Here is a 12,986-nt window from a genome sequence, read left to right as displayed (position 1 = left end):
TGTGCTCGTCGGTGGTGGCACCAGAAAAGCACTAACTTTCAGTTAGCGCAACCCACTGGTTAGCGCTGCGTCGGAGTATGGTGTCGACATGGAGACCAGTGCGCAGGAAGAGAGCACCGGGGGCTGTCCGGGCGGCGACCTCGCCTTTGACGTGTTCTCCCGCCAGTGCCCGTCGCGCGACACGCTGGAGGACGTCACCGGCCGCTGGGGCAGCCTCACGCTGGGAGCGCTTCACGAAGGCACGTTCCGCTTCAACGAGCTGCGGCGGCGGATCGACGGTGTGAGCGAGAAGATGCTGTCCCAGACCTTGCAGGCGCTGGAGCGCGACGGGCTCGTACGACGGGACGCGCAGCCGACCAATCCGCCGCGGGTCGACTACGAACTCACCCCGCTGGGACGCCAGGTCGCGGAGCGGCTGCTGACCCTCATCCGATTCGTGGAGGGGCGGATGCCCGAGGTACTGGCGGCACGCGACACTTACGACGAGGTGCGCGGCGGCCGCTGACAGCGCGGGCAGAAGTAGCTGGACCGGTTCATCCAGGGGCGGCGGCGTATCGGCGTGCCGCAGCGACGGCACGGCTCGTCCTCGCGGCCGTACGCGTCCAACGACCGTGCGAAGTAGCCTGATTCGCCGTTCACGTTCACATACAGGCTGTCGAAGCTGGTGCCCCCGACGGCGAGGGCGGCGACCAACACCCCCCGTACGTGGCCGAGGAGTTCGACCGAGCGCGGCCGTGTGAGGGTCGCGGTGGGGCGCTCGTAGTGGAGCTTCGCGCGCCAGAGCGCCTCGTCCGCGTAGATGTTGCCGACACCGCTGATCAGCGACTGGTCGAGCAGCGCGCGCTTGACGGTCGTACGGCGCAGCCGCAGCGCGGTGTGGAAAGCCGTGTCGTCGAAGGCCGGGTCGATCGGATCGCGGGCGATGTGCGCGATGACGTCGGGCAGTCCCTCAGGGGTGTTGTCGTGCAGCGAAAGCCCGCCGAAGGTGCGCTGGTCGACAAAGCGCAGCTCGGTGCCGAGGGTGTCGTCGAAGCGGATACGGATGCGCAGATGCTTCTCGTCCGGTGCGGCTTCCGGCTGCACGAGGAGCTGGCCGCTCATGCCGAGGTGGCCGAGGATCGAGGCGTCCGTGTCCGCCAGCGGCAGCCAGAGGTACTTGCCGCGGCGGCGGGCCACACCGACGCTGTGACCCTTGAGCCGGGCCGCGAAGTCCTCGCCGCCGGCGAGATGCCGGCGGACCGCACGCGGGTGCAGCACCTGCACCTCGGCGATCGTGCGTCCGCTGACCCAGCGCTGGAGTCCGCGACGTACGACTTCGACCTCGGGCAGCTCGGGCACGGGGCTCCTTCAGAACTTTCGCGGTGACGCCCGCAGCGTACCGCTCCGCCACCACCGAAATCCGTGAGGCCCCTTGCTCCCAGGGAGCGAGGGGCCTCACGGCGGAAAGCGGAAGCGTGGACTCAGGCCGAGGCCCGGTCCGCGGACTCCGTGGACGAAGTGGCGTCGGCGGCCTCTTCGCCTGCCGCGTCGGTCGCCGCATCAGCGGCAGCCTCCACGGAGGTCGCCACCTCGGCGGCGGCCTTGTCGGCAGCCGCGCGCTCGTCCGCGGCGGCACGGATCTCCCGCCACGCGGACTCCGCCGCCTGCTGCTCCGCTTCCTTCTTGCTGCGGCCGGTGCCGGTGCCGTACGAGACACCACCGACGCGGGCGGCAGCAGTGAAGGTCTTCTCGTGGTCCGGGCCGGTCTCGGTGACGAGATACTCCGGGACTCCGAGCCCCTCGGCAGCGGTGAGCTCCTGGAGACTGGTCTTCCAGTCCAGGCCGGCGCCGAGGTTCGAGGACTTCTCGATCAGCGGGTCGAAGAGCCGGTGCACCAGCTCCGAGGCCGCGTCGAGGCCCTGGTCGAGATAGACCGCGCCGATCACCGCTTCAAGGGTGTCGGCGAGGATGGACGCCTTGTCCCGGCCGCCCGTGCCTTCTTCACCCCGGCCGAGCCGGATGAAGAGACCGAGTTCGAGGCCACGGCCGACCTCCGCCAGCGCACGCGAATTGACCACCGCGGCCCGCAACTTGGCCAGCTGGCCTTCGGGCAGGTCGGGGTGGGTGCGATACAGCGTGTCGGTGACCACCAGGCCGAGTACCGAATCCCCGAGGAATTCGAGCCGCTCGTTGGTGGGCAGACCGCCGTTCTCATACGCATACGAACGGTGGGTCAGCGCACGCACCAGAAGGGCGGACTCGAGGTGATACCCGAGCCGCCCTTCCAGAAGCGTGTGGGACGAGGCTGCGTTGACGTTGTCTGCCTGCTTCTTGGCGTTGGACAACTCAGACATCGGGCCTCTCACCAGCCGCTCAGACCTCGAGGACCTGGCGCTTGTTGTAGGTGCCGCAGCTCGGGCACGCGATGTGCTGCTGCTTCGGCTCCTGGCAACGCTCACACGAAACCAGGGTGGGGACCGCAGCCTTCCACTGCGACCGGCGGTGGCGCGTGTTGCTGCGCGACATCTTCCGCTTCGGAACAGCCACGGCTACTTCTCCTGCTTCTCGTCGACGCCCGCTTCGGCGCCGCCCATGTTGTCCTTCTCGTCGTCCTTGACGGTTCCGACGAGTCCCTGCAACGCCGCCCAACGAATGTCGACGGCGTCATGGTGGTGGTCCGGGTTCTCGTCCAGCCTGATCCCGCATTCGGGGCACAGGCCGGCACAGGTCTCCCGGCACACCGGCTGCATCGGCAGTGCGAGCACCACCGCATCACGCAGCACGGGCTCGAGGTCGAACAGGCCGTCCTCGAGATAGAGCCTGTCCTCGTCCTCGGCGTCGTCGACGGGTTCCGCAGTGCGGCCCCGGTCGTCGGCGTCGGGGTACGTGAACAGCTCCTGGAAGTCCGCCGCAACCTCTTGGTGCAACGGCTCCAGACACCTTACGCACTCCCCCTCGACCGATGCACGGGCGGTGCCTGTGACAAGCACACCTTCCATGACCGACTCGAGGCGGAGGTCGAGCTCTATCGGAGCGCCCAAGGGCACGCCGATGACCCCTTCGATACCGAAGTCCTTGGGGGCCGTGACCGTGCGGGTCAGCCGCTGAAGCGCACCAGGACGCCGCCCCAGCTCGTGTGTGTCGAACACGAGGGGGTTGCGGTGGTCGAGATGCGCGTTCAGAGCTGTTCCTGCTTTCGGATCGTGGGGAGGGGCCGTCCCGACTCGGAGTCGAAGCGGGCAGCCGGGATCGCGAAAATACGCGCGACCGAAGAGCCAGGATACTGGACGGGCCGCCGTAGACCCAATCCGGTCCTCGGCGGCCCGATATTCAGCGGCCCTGCTCGTACCGGCGCAGCTGCTCGAGGTCGATCATGCTCGTGTCGAAGAGGCTGGTCTCGTCGAGAGCGGCGCCCTGCTGCTGCGCCTGCTGAGGCTGATGCTGATGCTGGGTCTGGGGCTGGGGCTGGGGCTGGACCTGCTGCTGGTAGGCGTACGGATCCTGCTGCGCGTACTGCTGCTGGTCGTAGCTCTGCTGCTGGTAGGCGGCGTACGGATCCTGCTGATATGCGGCGTACACCTCCTGCGGCTGCTGCGGCTGGTAGGCGTACGGATCCTGCTGAGCCGACAGCTGAGCCGGGATCTGGGGCTGCGGCTCAGTCTGCGGCTGGTACTGGTGCTGGGGCTGGACCTGCGGCTGCTGCGGGACCTGCGGCTGCGGCTCGGCCAGCTCCGCGAGGCCGGCCAGATAGTCGGCGTCGCTGGCGTGCTGCTGCGTGCCCGCCGCGTCCTGGGCGGCCATGTGCTCGCCGAGCGCGTCACTGGTGGTCCGGCCGTGCAGCTTCTGCCGGCCTCGGCCAACCGCGTCGAGGGTCTTGGAGAGCACGGCCTCGAAGGCACCGAGCTTGGCGTCGACGTACTCGTCCGCGCGCTGGATCAGGGTCTGCGGGTCCGCGCTGTACTCGGGGGCGTCGTCCTCGGCCGGGTCGATGTATCCCTGCTGGTCGAGCGCGGGGCCGCGGCCGAGCAGCTTCTCCCGGCCGCGGTCGACGGAGCCGATGGTCTTGGTGAGGACGACCTCGAAGTTGGCGAGCTTGGAGTCGACGTAGTCGTCGGCCTCGGCGCGGATCTCCTCGGCGTCACGGCGGGCCTCGGCGAGGATCCGGTCGGCCTCGTCCTGGGACTGGCGGGCGACCTGGGTGTCCGAGATCAGCGAGCCGCGCTCGGCGTGGGCGGTCTCGATGATCCGCTCGGCCTCCTGGCGGGCCTGCTCGACCAGCTGCTCACGGCCGCCGATCAGCTCCTGGGCCTGGGCCAGCGAGCCCGGCAGGGCCTGGCGGACCTCTTCGAGCATGGCGAGCAGGTCGGCGCGGTTGACCACGCAGGAGGCCGACATGGGCATGGACCGGGCGTTGCCGACCGCCTCGACGATCTCGTCGAGCTTCTTCTGGACGTCCACCGTGTGTTCGCCACTCTCTACAGCTGATGGAAGACGGACGTGGACGACTGTACGGGCAGTCGGTGCCCGTCCGACACCGGGTGACGGACTGTCAGCTCGCCACCCCGTTCGTCACTCAGTGCGTCACCGCGTCGTCGGTGAGTCGTCGCCGAGGAGTCACTGAGGAGTCACTGAGGAGTCACTGAGTTCGTGACTTCTCGGCGAGGCGCTTGGTGAGCGCCTGGCTCACCACGGGAGGCAGCAGGTGGGAGACGTCGCCGCCCCAGGCGGCGACCTCCTTCACCAGGCTGGAGGAGAGGAAGCTGTAGGTGGGGTTGGTCGGGACGAACAGCGTCTCGACACCCGAGAGACCGTTGTTCATCTGGGCCATCTGCAGCTCGTAGTCGAAGTCGCTGACGGCGCGCAGACCCTTGACGATGGCCGGGATGTCGCGCTGCTTGCAGAAGTCGACGAGGAGGCCGTGGTGGGACTCCACCTCGACGTTTCCGTACTCGCTGGTCACCTGGCGGATCATGTCGATCCGCTCCTCGACCGTGAACAGCCCCTGCTTGGACTGATTGATCATCACCGCGACGTATACGACGTCGTACAGCTTGGAGGCGCGGGCAATGATGTCGAGGTGTCCATTGGTGATGGGGTCGAATGACCCCGGACAGACTGCGCGGCGCAACTGAAGTCCCTCGCTCTCCGGTCCGGTCATCGTGCGTCTTCGCACGTAGAGGCGGCGTGACCGTACCAAAGCGTGCCCTCGCCGTAACGACGGGCCCGCAGTGGCTCGAAACCCGGTGGCCACACGAACTCGCCACCTCTGGTGCTGCGCTCCACGGTGGCGAGCGCATCGTCCGCGAGCCAGCCCTGAGTGCGGAGTGTGAGCAGAATCTCGCGAAGATCGTCGTCGGTGACGGAGTACGGAGGGTCGAGAAAAACCACGTCATAGGGGACTTCGGGAGCGGGACCCGTCACGATTTGTTCCGCTTTGCCGGTACGGACCTCGGCGCCGGGCAGTCCGAGCGCGCGGACGTTCTCACGGACGGTGCGGACCGCGCGGGAATCGGCCTCGACAAGGAGTGCGTGGGCCGCGCCACGGGAGAGCGCCTCCAGGCCGACGGCGCCCGAGCCGGCGTACAGATCGGCGACACGGATGCCGCTGAGCGTGCCCAGAAGCGACTCCCAGCTGGAGAAGAGCCCCTCACGAGCGCGGTCGGACGTGGGGCGGGTGCCGTTGCCGGGCGGGACGGCGAGGCGGCGTCCGCCGGCCGCGCCGGCGATCACGCGGGTCATCTCAGTCCTTCTCGTGAGCTCGGTGAGCGAATCTCTTGCCGTCAGTCTCTCAGCCCTTGTCGAGGAACTGCTCGCGCTCCGTGTCGAGCAACGCGTCCAGCGCCGTACGCAGCTCGGGCAGCCGCTCCAGCTCCGGGTCGTCGCTGACGATCGCGACGGCCTCCTCTCGGGCAGCCACGATGACCTCCTCGTCCTCGATGACCGTGAGCATCCGCAGCGAGGAGCGCACGCCGGACTGGGCCTGGCCGAGCACATCGCCCTCGCGGCGCTGTTCGAGGTCGATACGGGAGAGCTCGAAGCCGTCGAGCGTGGCGGCGACCGCACCCAGCCGGGACCGGGCGGGGCTCGCCTCGGGCATCTCGCTGACCAGCAGACAGAGTCCGGGTGCCGTGCCACGGCCCACCCGGCCGCGCAGCTGGTGCAGTTGGGAGACACCGAACCGGTCCGCGTCCATGATCACCATGGCGGTGGCGTTGGGGACGTTGACACCGACCTCGATGACGGTGGTGGCGACCAGGACGTCCACCTCACCCGCGGCGAAGCTGCGCATGACGTCGTCCTTGTCGTCGGGCTGCATCCGGCCGTGCAGCACTTCGACGCGCAGGCCGCTCAGGGGGCCCTTGGCGAGCTGCTCGGCGATCTCGATCACGGCCAGCGGAGGGCGCTTCTCGGCGTCGTCCTCGGCGGACTTCTTCTTCGGCTCGTCCTCGCCGTCGCCGATACGGGGACAGACGACGTACGCCTGGTGTCCGTTCTCGACCTCCTCGCGCACGCGCTCCCAGGCGCGCGCCAGGAAGTGCGGTTTGTCCTGGGCGGGGACCACATGGCTGGCGATCGGCGAGCGGCCGGCCGGCAGCTGGTCCAGGACCGAGGTCTCCAGATCTCCGAAGACGGTCATCGCGACCGTACGGGGAATGGGTGTGGCGGTCATGACCAGCAGATGCGGCGGCTGTTTGCCCTTCGAGCGCAGGGCGTCGCGCTGCTCCACGCCGAAGCGATGCTGCTCGTCGACGACGACCAGCCCCAGATCGTGGAACTGCACCTTGTCCTCGATCAGCGCATGCGTACCGATGACGATCCCGGCCTCGCCCGTCACCAGGTCGAGGAGCGCCCGCCGGCGCGCGGCCGCGCCCATGGAGCCGGTCAGCAGCACCACCTTGGTGGCGTGCTCGGAGCCGCCGAGCATTCCGCCCTCCGCGAGCTCGCCCATCATCTCGGTGATCGAGCGGTGGTGCTGCTGGGCGAGGACCTCGGTGGGCGCGAGCATCGCGGCCTGTCCGCCCGCGTCGACGACGGTGAGCATCGCCCGCAGCGCGACCATGGTCTTGCCCGAGCCGACCTCGCCCTGGAGCAGGCGGTGCATGGGGTGCTCGGTCGCCAGGTCGTCGAAGATCTCCTCGGTGACCTTCTGCTGGCCTTCGGTGAGAGTGAACGGAAGCTTGGCGTCGAAGGCGTCGAGCAGGCCGCTCGGTCTGGGTTTCCGTGCCACGGCGGGCAGTTGGCTGTCGGCGAACCGCCGCCGTGCGAGCGCGACCTGGAGCACGAACGCCTCGTCCCACTTGAGCCGGTCCCTGGCCTCGGCGATGTCCGCCTTTGTGCGCGGCCGGTGGATCTTGCGCAGGGCATCGGGGAGCGTGGCGAATCCCCGGCCTTCACGCAGCGAGGGCGGCAGCGGGTCGGCGGCCTCCGTGGCGCGCGGCAGGACCGCGTCCACCGCCTTGGCGATCTTCCAGGACTCCAGCTGCTTGCAGGCCGGATAGATCGGGATCAGCTGGTTGGCGAAGGCGTCCACCGCGTCCTCGGCACTGGCGGCGCCCAGCGGCTCGTACGCGGGATGGGCGAGCTGCAGCTTGCGGTTGAACATCGACACCTTGCCGGCGAACATCGCGCGGCTGCCCGGCAGCAGGTCCTTGTGCGGCTTGTGGACCCCCTTGCCGAAGAAGACCAGCTGCAGCCGTCCGCTGCCGTCGGTGATGGTGACTTCAAGCCGTCGGCCGCGGCCCTGGTTGAACGTGAGCACGCGGGCGTCCGCGACCTGGGCGACGACCGTGACGTGCTCGTCCAGGGGAAGCTCGGAGAGGGGTGTGAGCTCGCCCCGCTCGGCGTACCGCCGCGGGTAGTGGTGGAGCAGATCACCGACGGTGTGCAGGTCGAGGTGCTCGGCCATCACCTTCGCGGTGGCGGCACCGAGCGTCTTCGTCAGGGGTTCGTCGAGCGCGGACACGCGATCCATTGCACACCACACCACTGACAGTCGTCGCGTACCTGTGGATTTCCCCTGGTCACAACGGTGCCGCGAGCCTCATGCCGGCCTCGCTACTCGACCCCGATCAGCAGCGGCGACGACTGGCGGCCGCCCCGGTAGACCACCGTGTCCACGGCCAGGTACCCGTCCCGCACGTACCTCTCCAGACGTTCGGCCACCGCGTCCGGCACTTCCTCGGCCAGTACCAGCGTCACCAGCTCGCCGCCCGCCGCGAGCATCCGGTCCAGGACCGTTTCCGCCGTGGCCTGCACATCGGCGCCGATCACCGCCACGTCGCCGTCGATCAGGCCCAGTACGTCGCCGGCCTGACAGATGCCGGCCGTCGTCCACGACTGCCGTTCCGCGACAGCCAGTTCGGCATAGCGGGTCGCGCCCGCCGCCGCGGTCATCGCGACCACGTCCTCGTCGAAGCGCCGGTCCGGCTCGTGGACGGCGAGCGCCGCGATGCCCTGGACCGCGGCGCGGGTCGGGATGAGAGCGACCCGCACACCTTCCGTACGGGCCTGTTCCGCGGCGGCCGCGGCCGTGTGCCGCAGCTCCGCGGAGTTCGGCAGCAGGACCACCTCGCGCGCGTGGGCGTGCCGGATCGCCTCGACCAGTTCGCCACTGGCCGGGGGTTCGCCGGGGCGGGCGAGGACCGTGGTCGCTCCGGCCTCGGAGCACAGGCCCGCCAGTCCCTCCCCCGGGACGACCACGACGACCGCCCGCTGTACCTGTTCGCGCATCACTGCCGCCGCGGTGTCGAAGTGGGTGATACGGATCCGGTACGGCCGCCCCGCCTCGACGCCCGCCTCCACCGCCGCGCCCGCGTCGTCGACGTGCACATGGACGTTCCACAGGCCGTCGCCGCCGACGACGACGAGCGAGTCGCCGAGCTTGTCGAGCCGGGTCCGCAGCCGGGCCACGGCCGCGTCGTCCGCCTCCAGGAGGTAGATGACCTCGAAGGCCGGGCCCCCGTCGGCGCACGGCTCCACGGTCCGGGCCGCCGGCTCCGGCCGCACATGGGCCAGCGCCGGGAGCACCGGGGCCTCGCCCGACACCGCCTCGACCAGCGCCCCGAGCACGGCGAGCAGCCCGCGTCCGCCCGCGTCGACGACTCCCGCCCGCCCCAGTACCTCGAGCTGATCCGGCGTCGCGTCCAGCGCGGCCCGCGCCCCCGCGTACGCCGCGCGCACGGCATCGTCCGGGGAGGCCTCCGCCGCGTCCGCCGCCGCACCGGCCACGCTCAGGATCGTGCCCTCGACGGGATGCGCGACCGCCTCACGCGCCAGCCCGGCCGCCCGCCGCAGCGCAGCGGCCGGATGATCACCTTCCCCGATCCGCTCCGCCATGCCCCGCAGCAGCTGCGCCAGAATCGTCCCCGAGTTCCCGCGTGCCCCTATCAGCGCCCCGTGCGCCATCGCCCGCAGCACATCGGCCGACGAGGGCAGGGAGGACCCGGTCTCATGAGCGGCGAAGACCGCCTCAACGGCCTGGGCCGCGGACTCCACGGTCAAGTACAGATTCGTGCCGGTGTCCCCGTCCGCGACCGGATAGACATTGATCGCGTCGATCGCCTCGCGCTCCCGGCCCAGGGCTTCCAGCGCCAGTGAGCACCAGGCACGCACCGTTGCGGCGTTGAGGGCACGCCCGTCTCCCACCGCCGCCCTCAAGGGAGGCCCCGCGGGCCGCCCCTCCTTCTCTGGCACCTGGTGATCCTCCTTGAGCGGCCGGACAGGGCCGTGGGCTGCGGGGTTTGCACCGCAGGGTAGACCCCGGTCGGAGCCAAGGGCCGGGGCGGGTGCGGGAGAAGCCATGGTAGTTTCGTATCTCGGACGCAGTCGTTGTATGCTGCTCCGGTTGCCCGATGAAAGTCGGGCCATTCCCCCGGCAAAGTCACCAAATCAGATCACTGATCCGGTGCGCCGGAATTCACTGTAAGTGCATCTGAAGTCTTTGGAGTGACCCGTGGCTGCCAACTGCGACGTCTGCGGCAAGGGGCCGGGCTTCGGCAACAACATTTCGCACTCGCACCGCCGTACGTCCCGTCGCTGGAACCCGAACATCCAGCGCGTGCGTGCCGTGGTCGGTCGGACGCCGAAGCGGCTCAACGTCTGCACCTCGTGCATCAAGGCCGGCAAGGTCTCGCGCTAACCGCGACGTTTCGTCGTAGCGCAGCCCCTGCGGTTGCCTTGAAAGCCGGTCCACCTCGGTGGGCCGGCTTTTCGCCGTGCCCGCGCATTCCCCGCCCCGCGCCCCCCGCATCCGGCGCACCCCCTCGCGCCCGTCAGCGCAGGCGCCATGCGTGATCCACAGGACCGATCCCGCCTCCCAGCGCGAATCCGGCCGCGATCGCGCCCGTGACGTACTCCTTCGCGGCCCGTACGGCCCGAGGGACCTCCATTCCCTTCGCCAACCCCGCGGCGACGGCGGACGCCAGCGTGCAGCCCGTCCCGTGCGTATGCCGGTTGTCGTGCCGGGGCGCGCGCAGCCAATGCTCCTCCGCGCCGTCCGTCAGCAGATCCACCGCGTCGCCCGCGAGATGCCCGCCCTTGATCAGTGCCCAGCGCGGTCCGAAGCCGAGCACGGCGTCCGCGGCCCGGCGCATCCCGTCCTCGTCGCTCACCACGACGCCGGTCAGCTGGGTCACCTCGTCGAGGTTGGGCGTGGCCACGGTCGCCAGCGGCAGGAGCTTGGTGCGTACGGAGTCGAGTGCGGAGGCGGCCAGCAACGGGTCCCCGTGCTTGGAGACGCCCACGGGGTCGACGACCACCGGCGCGTCCGTGCCGGCCAGCAGCTCGGCGACCGTCTCGACGAGCGGCGCCGACGCCAGCATGCCGGTCTTCACCGCCTGGACGCCGATGTCGTCGACGACGCTGCGGTACTGGGCCCGTACCGCGTCGACGGGCAGTTCCCACGCGCCCTGCACCCCCAGGGAGTTCTGCGCGGTGACGGCGGTGAGCACGCTCATGCCGTGCACTCCGAGCGCCAGCATGGTCTTCAGGTCGGCCTGAATGCCGGCACCGCCGCCGGAGTCGGACCCGGCGACGGTGAGCACGCGAGGGGGTATGTCCATGCCCCCGAATCTACTTGCCGTCCTCGATGTCCCCGAAGTGGTCCCAGCCGCTCTTGCTGGTCCACGGCGCACCGTCGACGGTCACCTGTGGCAGCGCCGAGGGATTGAGCACCTCGCCGATCACCTTCCAGCGGGCCGGCAGTTTCGCGTCCGGAGGGAACGTCGCGACGATCGCATGGTCCTCTCCGCCGGTCAGCACCCACTGCAGCGGATCGACGCCGACCGCCTGGCCGATGTCGTTCATCTGGCTGGGGATGTCGATGAGGCCGGACCGCAGGTCGATACGGACCTTGCTGGCGTCCGCGATGTGCCCGAGGTCGGCGACGAGTCCGTCGCTGACATCGGTCATGGCGGTGGCGCCGAGGCCGGCCGCCGCCGGGCCCGCGTGGTACGGCGGCTCGGGCCGCCGGTGCGCCTCGACGAAGGCGCGCGGCGAGCGGAAGCCGCGCGAGAGCACCGCGTGCCCGGCCGCCGACCACCCCAACCAGCCGGTGTACGCGACGACATCGCCGGGCTGGGCGCCGGCCCGGGTGACCGGCTCGTGGTTGCGCAGATCGCCGAGCGCGGTGATCGCGAGGGTGATGAGGTCGCCTCGTACGACATCGCCGCCGACCACCGCCGCGCCCGCGACCTGGCACTCGTCCCGGATGCCGTCCATCAGCTCGGTGGCCCAGGTGACCGGGAGTTCGGCCGGGACGACCAGGCCGAGCAGCAGCGCGGTCGGGACCGCGCCCATCGCGGCGATGTCGGCCAGGTTCTGGGCGGCGGCCTTGCGGCCTACGTCGTACGCCGTCGACCAGTCGCGGCGGAAGTGCCGTCCCTCGAGCAGGATGTCCGTACTTGCCACAACCCTGCGGTCGGGTGCGGCCACGACCGCGGCGTCGTCGCCGGGCCCCAGCCGTACCGCGGGGGTGGAGGTGAGCCGGGAGGTGAGCTCCCTGATGAGCCCGAACTCCCCCAACTCGCCCACAGTGCCCTTCACCGAGTCTCACCTCTCCGTCGTCCTGCCGGAACGTCCGGCAGTGCTGCTTGCTTGCGGTCGCGAGCCGTCTTCGCGGTACGTACCGTCAAGACATACGCCAACTTCTGCATTTCGTACGCCACGCTGCGGACATCGTCCGGCGCGCAGGTCTCCCCGCAGCCCGCGGCGACGCGATACCGTGGCGTTTCTTCTCTCCCCACATGATCCTCGTGGCCGCCCTGGAGGTTCCGTGGTACAGGCGTACATCCTTATTCAGACCGAGGTGGGCAAGGCGTCGACCGTCGCCGAGACCATCGGCAAGATTCCGGGAGTGATACAGGCCGAGGACGTAACCGGTCCCTATGACGTAATTGTGCGCGCCCAGGCCGAGACGGTCGATGATCTCGGTCGCATGGTGGTCGCCAAGATCCAGCAAGTGGACGGCATCACCCGCACCCTGACCTGCCCGGTCGTGCACCTGTAGCCCCCGTCTACGCTTGGCCGGTGACTTCATACCGCCGCCGGCCCTTCTGCCTGTCCGCAGCCGCCGTTGTGCTCTTGGCTGCCGCGGGCTGCTCCTCCACGGACGCAGCGGCGTCGATCACGGTTCCCAGCCCCCCGCCGGAGGAGGTCTCCTTGTGCCGTGCGCTGCACAAGGAGCTGCCCGATTCCGTCGCCGGACAGGACCGCAACGACCCCGAACCGGCTTCCGAACTGACCGCCGGCTGGGGCGATGCCGCGATCGTACTGCGCTGCGGCGTCCCCCGGCCGGAGAAGATGAGTGACCCCCAGTCGAAGGGCGTGGAGGTGAACGGGGTCAACTGGCTGCTGGAGCAGCGGGAAGCCGGCCCCCGGTTCACCACCACCTACCGCAAGACCTATGTCGAGGTCACGCTGGGGAAGCAGTACGCCCATGACATCGGGCCGCTCACAGAGCTGGCCGGGCCCGTCAAGAAGACGGTCCCGGCCAGCCTTTGACCTCTGAC

General features: G+C 69.8%; 15 protein-coding genes. 4 read left to right on the top strand and 11 right to left on the bottom strand.

All coding sequences use genetic code 11. The features are described 5' to 3' along the window. The first annotated feature begins 88 nt into the window (after positions 1-88). The gene (locus tag OG735_RS30415; protein ID WP_327326324.1) at positions 89-505 is read left to right on the top strand and encodes a winged helix-turn-helix transcriptional regulator; all 417 of its coding nucleotides are present in this window, start codon (positions 89-91) and stop codon (positions 503-505) included. Here the strand turns inward: OG735_RS30415 and mutM are convergent. From mutM to OG735_RS30370, 9 genes are all read right to left on the bottom strand, one after another. After that, the gene (mutM, locus tag OG735_RS30410; protein WP_327326323.1) at positions 478-1,338 is read right to left on the bottom strand and encodes a bifunctional DNA-formamidopyrimidine glycosylase/DNA-(apurinic or apyrimidinic site) lyase; all 861 of its coding nucleotides are present in this window, start codon (positions 1,336-1,338) and stop codon (positions 478-480) included. The two genes, OG735_RS30415 and mutM, sit on opposite strands and share 28 nt — an antisense overlap. Positions 1,339-1,460: 122 nt before the next feature. Then, a complete protein-coding gene (gene rnc, locus OG735_RS30405) occupies positions 1,461-2,333 on the bottom strand; it encodes a ribonuclease III (protein WP_327326322.1) in 873 nt (290 codons plus the stop codon). Between the two features lie 19 nt (positions 2,334-2,352). Then, positions 2,353-2,526: a 50S ribosomal protein L32 gene (gene rpmF / locus OG735_RS30400; protein ID WP_026165248.1), complete on the bottom strand. Its 174-nt coding sequence runs from the start codon at positions 2,524-2,526 to the stop codon at positions 2,353-2,355. Between the two features lie 2 nt (positions 2,527-2,528). Beyond that, positions 2,529-3,161 (bottom strand): YceD family protein, encoded by a 633-nt coding sequence (locus OG735_RS30395; RefSeq protein ID WP_327328510.1) that lies wholly within the window; start codon positions 3,159-3,161, stop codon positions 2,529-2,531. Between the two features lie 148 nt (positions 3,162-3,309). Beyond that, positions 3,310-4,437, bottom strand: a complete 1,128-nt coding sequence (locus OG735_RS30390; RefSeq protein ID WP_327326321.1) for an ATP synthase F0 subunit B — start codon at positions 4,435-4,437, stop codon at positions 3,310-3,312. Between the two features lie 178 nt (positions 4,438-4,615). Beyond that, entirely contained in the window at positions 4,616-5,137 is a 522-nt protein-coding gene (gene coaD / locus OG735_RS30385; protein WP_327326320.1) for a pantetheine-phosphate adenylyltransferase, read from the bottom strand. Then, complete coding sequence (gene rsmD, locus OG735_RS30380) at positions 5,134-5,718, bottom strand: 16S rRNA (guanine(966)-N(2))-methyltransferase RsmD (protein WP_327326319.1); 585 nt, start codon at positions 5,716-5,718, stop codon at positions 5,134-5,136. Before rsmD ends, coaD begins: the two co-directional genes overlap by 4 nt. 49 nt (positions 5,719-5,767) lie before the next feature. After that, the gene (gene recG, locus OG735_RS30375) at positions 5,768-7,951 is read right to left on the bottom strand and encodes an ATP-dependent DNA helicase RecG (RefSeq protein WP_327326318.1); all 2,184 of its coding nucleotides are present in this window, start codon (positions 7,949-7,951) and stop codon (positions 5,768-5,770) included. A gap of 83 nt (positions 7,952-8,034) precedes the next feature. Next, positions 8,035-9,624: a DAK2 domain-containing protein gene (locus OG735_RS30370; RefSeq protein ID WP_327328509.1), complete on the bottom strand. Its 1,590-nt coding sequence runs from the start codon at positions 9,622-9,624 to the stop codon at positions 8,035-8,037. 307 nt (positions 9,625-9,931) lie between these two features. Here OG735_RS30370 and rpmB point away from each other — a divergent pair, with 307 nt between their 5' ends. Further along, entirely contained in the window at positions 9,932-10,117 is a 186-nt protein-coding gene (rpmB, locus tag OG735_RS30365; protein ID WP_003957616.1) for a 50S ribosomal protein L28, read from the top strand. 133 nt (positions 10,118-10,250) lie between these two features. Here the strand turns inward: rpmB and thiD are convergent, their stop codons facing one another. After that, complete coding sequence (gene thiD, locus OG735_RS30360; RefSeq protein WP_327326317.1) at positions 10,251-11,039, bottom strand: bifunctional hydroxymethylpyrimidine kinase/phosphomethylpyrimidine kinase; 789 nt, start codon at positions 11,037-11,039, stop codon at positions 10,251-10,253. A 10-nt stretch (positions 11,040-11,049) separates the two neighbouring features. Beyond that, positions 11,050-12,021 carry a thiamine-phosphate kinase gene (locus tag OG735_RS30355; RefSeq protein ID WP_327326316.1) on the bottom strand — a complete coding sequence of 324 codons (972 nt, stop codon included), beginning with the start codon at positions 12,019-12,021 and terminating at the stop codon, positions 11,050-11,052. A gap of 229 nt (positions 12,022-12,250) precedes the next feature. Between OG735_RS30355 and OG735_RS30350 the strand changes: the two genes are divergently transcribed. Together OG735_RS30350 and OG735_RS30345 are read left to right on the top strand one after the other, a co-directional pair. After that, on the top strand, positions 12,251-12,484 hold the full coding sequence (locus OG735_RS30350; protein WP_327326315.1) for an Lrp/AsnC family transcriptional regulator: 234 nt from the start codon (positions 12,251-12,253) through the stop codon (positions 12,482-12,484). A gap of 20 nt (positions 12,485-12,504) precedes the next feature. Beyond that, positions 12,505-12,978: a DUF3515 domain-containing protein gene (locus tag OG735_RS30345; RefSeq protein WP_327326314.1), complete on the top strand. Its 474-nt coding sequence runs from the start codon at positions 12,505-12,507 to the stop codon at positions 12,976-12,978. Positions 12,979-12,986 lie beyond the last annotated feature (8 nt).

This window comes from Streptomyces sp. NBC_01210 (assembly GCF_036010325.1).
GTDB lineage: Bacteria > Actinomycetota > Actinomycetes > Streptomycetales > Streptomycetaceae > Streptomyces.
This window is presented reverse-complemented; position numbering and strand designations above follow the sequence as displayed.